The sequence below is a fragment of the Candidatus Erwinia dacicola genome, from assembly GCF_001756855.1.
Taxonomy (GTDB): Bacteria; Pseudomonadota; Gammaproteobacteria; order Enterobacterales; family Enterobacteriaceae; genus Erwinia; species Erwinia dacicola.
The window spans coordinates 1-2,803 of sequence record NZ_MAYS01000392.1 but is presented as its reverse complement, the minus strand read 5'-3'; the positions used below and the strand labels follow the sequence as shown (position 1 = coordinate 2,803).

Here is a 2,803-nt window from a genome sequence, read left to right as displayed (position 1 = left end):
AGCGGCCACGCGCTCAAGGATATAGGGCTTGAACGGGTCAAGCTTGCAGGGTCTGGGTGCGTGAGGCTTGTAGCGGATATCCGCTACGGGCAGCGGGCTACGGATATATCTGCGAACGGTCTCACGAGAGCATGAAAGCTGGCGCGCGATGGCGCGTATCGACATGCCCTGACGGTGTAAAACACTCATCTCCACTCTGGTCTCCAATGTCATCATTGGCAGTGCCTTAAAACTGCCATTTTTACCCTGGGTGGGTCAGATTTACATCGGCAGGTGGGCCAGTTTTACATCGGTAGCGACACGAAGGGCCGACCCAGCCCTTTTTAGTCTATTGTGAGCCAGCCCAGCTGGCCGCAGCGAAGAGTTTGCTGCACTGACTGCTCGCCGTTGCTGACTGCCAGTGTGGCGTTGACGGAGGGTTTCAGCGGCTGGCTGGCTTGCAGGCTGCCCTGCATTTTCAGCTGCATGGTGGCGTTGCCGTTCAGCGGGATCGTCGGCCAGCCCCAGTTCTGCAGCAGGGTGGCGTTAACCTTGCTGCCATTCAACGTCAGCGACACTGTGCGCTGCGGCTGCTGGCTCAGCGTTGCCAGCCCTTCCAGCATGCCGTCGGCACTGAAGGCGCTCATTTCTGACACATTGATAGCGTTGTCATCTGCGCTGAGGGTGATAGACGGATGGCGCAGATCGACGCGATTAAAGGTTGCGGCGGCGGCGTTAAAACTCAGATTGCCTGACCAAATACCCCACTGATGATTGCGCGCCATCAGCAGATTGCTGCCGTTGCCGTCCAGCGCCGTTATCTGGAACGGGAAGTCCGGATTGATATCGATAATCAGGTTACGGCTGGCACTGAATTTGGTTACCTGCACGCTATCCAGCCAGGACGGCAGCGTCTCCATCCAGCGCTCGCGCCAGTTGAGCGGCAGGGTGTATTCCAGCCCGGCAACCACCAGTTTATCCAGCGTCAGTTTCTTATCGCTGCGCGTCCAGCTGCCCTGCGCACGCACCAGTCCATTGACCCAGCGCGAGCTGAACTGCGTCAGCTGCACGCCCTGCACGGAGAAGTCCATATTGGCGATCGGGTCGTCCAGCTGCATGCTGCCATTCACAAAGCTGCTGGCGTTCATCGACAGCGAACCGCCGTTGCTCTGCCAGTCGCCGTTGCTCAGCGTCAGGTCTTTTAACGTCAGGTTTAGGTCGGTTACCGCCCAGTCCTGCCCCTGCAGGCGGGCATCGGTCATATCAATGCGGTCAAAATTCATCGTCGGCAGCGTGCGCAGCGGTTGCAGGAACCCGGCCAGCGTTTTATCACTCTGCAGGCGAATGCTGTTCAGGCGCAGGCTGTTAACCTGCCAGCCCTGCGCATCACGCTGCGCGCTGGCGCTCACCGAGCCGAGCGCCACGTCGGCCCCGAAATTGCTTAACACCAGCTGCGGTCCGTGAATACTGCCCTGCACCAGTACATTCGCCGCAGGAATACCGTCCAGCGTCAGGGAACCGGCGCTCATCTGGAAATTGGCCTCTTTGCCCAGCACGATGCCCGCTTCAGGCTTCCACGGCGCTACGCTGCCGTCGACGCGCTCTGCCTGCAGCGGCCAGTCGCCCTGATTGCGGTTAAGCGCCATCTGGCTGAGCTGTAAACGGTCTGCTTGTAAGGAGAGGGGGGCACTTTTATCGCTGAGATTTAGCATACCCTGATCAAGGCGAATGCTGGCAAAATGCAGCAGGCTGCTGAACTGCAGCAGGCTGAGGCCAAGGTTGATGCGCTTCGCCACCAGTGTGGCGGGCTGGTCTTTACGGCCAAAGGAGACATCGTTGAGCAGCAGATGGCTGGGATCGGAAAAATTGTGCTCCATTTTTCTGAGCGACAGCTGGTAATCACTGCCGGCGCTGACTTGGCGGCTAATCCATCCCGCGCCCCACTGGGTTTGCAGCAGCACGTAGATGGCTACCAGTGCCAGAAGCAGAATCAGCAGCAGGGTAAGCAGAACCTTTCCGAAAAACTTCATCACAACCATCCCTTTGGATATCGGGTAATGGTTTGTTATGCCTGATTTATCGTCACTTCTCAACCCACAGCGCAGCGGTCGGAGCAAATATCGCCCCCGCTGTTTTCAGAATGACCGTAGCCGCTACTTCTCCTACGGGAACACTAGGTTCAGCACGATAGCGGTGATACCGGAGGAAAGCAGCGTTTTCTGCGTATTCTGGCGAAGATGAACGGTCGTTCCAGAGGAACGTGAACGCGTTATTTCCTAACGCGCCCTAACTTCCTTTTATTACACTGACCGTTCACTTTCAGTCAACCTGTGCCAGTCGTTTTCTCATCGACTCACCTTTCATCTTCAGTCGGTGGGCGTTATGCCTCAGGCGATCTATATAGTGGCACACTGATACTGGCCACCTGATCGGAAGCTGATATTCTCACCTTCCCAACACCACAGGTGACCCAATGGCTAAACATTTCACGCCAGAATTTAAGCTCGAAGCGGCGAAGTTAGTTGTCGACCACGGCTATACCTACGTTAAGGCCGCAGAGGCAGTTAACGTAAGCCATTCGGCTATCCCCCGTTGGGTGAATAAGCTGCGACTTGAGCGCCAGGGGAAAACGCCCGCCGGGCTTCCTCTGACGCCAGAACAGCTCGAGCTGCGTGAGGCGAGGAAGAAAATACAACGCCTTGAAATGGAGAACGAAATCCTAAAAAAGGCTACGGCGCTCTTAATGTCGGACGCACTCAACGGTTCACGGTAGTCGACAGGCTAAGAGCGAGGTATCCGGTCGCTGCGTTGTGCCAGACTTTTG

The 2,803-nt window shown here is 56.9% G+C and carries 3 protein-coding genes; 1 reads left to right on the top strand and 2 read right to left on the bottom strand.

Features of this window, described 5'->3' with window-relative positions; genetic code table 11:
- Together BBW68_RS16730 and BBW68_RS10950 are read right to left on the bottom strand one after the other, a co-directional pair.
- A partial coding sequence (locus BBW68_RS16730; protein ID WP_148127640.1) for a helix-turn-helix domain-containing protein occupies nt 1-216 on the bottom strand: 216 nt, incomplete at its 3' end.
- Nucleotides 217-323: 107 nt separating this feature from the next.
- Nucleotides 324-2,009 (bottom strand): AsmA family protein, encoded by a 1,686-nt coding sequence (locus tag BBW68_RS10950; protein WP_070135392.1) that lies wholly within the window; start codon nt 2,007-2,009, stop codon nt 324-326.
- A 443-nt stretch (nt 2,010-2,452) separates the two neighbouring features.
- On the opposite strand from BBW68_RS10950, the gene BBW68_RS10945 reads away from it, so the two are divergent.
- The gene (locus BBW68_RS10945; protein ID WP_070133583.1) at nt 2,453-2,752 is read left to right on the top strand and encodes an IS3 family transposase; all 300 of its coding nucleotides are present in this window, start codon (nt 2,453-2,455) and stop codon (nt 2,750-2,752) included.
- Nucleotides 2,753-2,803: the final 51 nt, after the last annotated feature.